Origin of the sequence: Mesorhizobium sp. M2A.F.Ca.ET.037.01.1.1, assembly GCF_003998075.1 — a bacterium.
Classification (GTDB): domain Bacteria; phylum Pseudomonadota; class Alphaproteobacteria; order Rhizobiales; family Rhizobiaceae; genus Mesorhizobium.
The window spans coordinates 1-646 of the sequence record NZ_RZSA01001663.1 but is presented as its reverse complement, the minus strand read 5'-3'; the positions used below and the strand labels follow the sequence as shown (position 1 = coordinate 646).

Annotated in this window: 2 protein-coding genes; both read left to right on the top strand. The window is 61.8% G+C overall.

Annotated elements, in window-relative coordinates:
• A partial coding sequence (locus EOA27_RS39075) for a transposase domain-containing protein (RefSeq protein WP_145970935.1) occupies window positions 1-166 on the top strand: 166 nt, incomplete at its 5' end.
• 2 nt (window positions 167-168) lie between these two features.
• Entirely contained in the window at window positions 169-402 is a 234-nt protein-coding gene (locus EOA27_RS39070; RefSeq protein ID WP_127259032.1) for a hypothetical protein, read from the top strand.
• Window positions 403-646 lie beyond the last annotated feature (244 nt).

Sequence of the window (646 nt, the reverse complement as noted above, 5' to 3'; positions counted from 1 at the left end):
TCTCTACAGCCTGATCGTCAGCGCCAAGATGAACGATATCGACCCGCAGGCCTGGCTCGCCGACGTCCTCGCCCGACTGGCCGCCTATCCGGCCCATCAAATCGATGATCTGCTGCCGTGGAATTGGAGATCCGCAAAACTGCAGACCCAACCAGCGGCGGCCTGATCATGCAGCGCAATAAGGTGCATCACGTCTACACCGTCGAACGTGTCGCCAGCGACCTCGGCGTCAGCGAAGCGCTCATCCACGAACTGACCCTCGGTCTCGAGCCCGAGGACGGCGTCATCTGGGTGTACGGCGCCAACGATGACGACGGGATCTTGGCCTTCACCGATGAAGGCTTCGAGGAGGTCAAACTCCTCCTCGAAGAATATCATCGCGTCTCCCCATCGAAAGCTTGACCCCAGCACCGCGGTGGTCAGGTCCTCATGGCCACCAGATACGCACGTCTGCGCTCTTCACCGGATGCGTACCACGGAGGGAGTAATCCGCCAATACATCGGCGCCGTGTCGGTCGTGTGGACCAAGACGGCCGACCAACCCTCGACGGCCGGACGGCGAAAATACCCCGTAACCCAAGCCACTAGGCGACCGAGAACACGTTCAGCGGCGGGCGGGCGACGATCTCGTGGAGAGTGTGCAGTG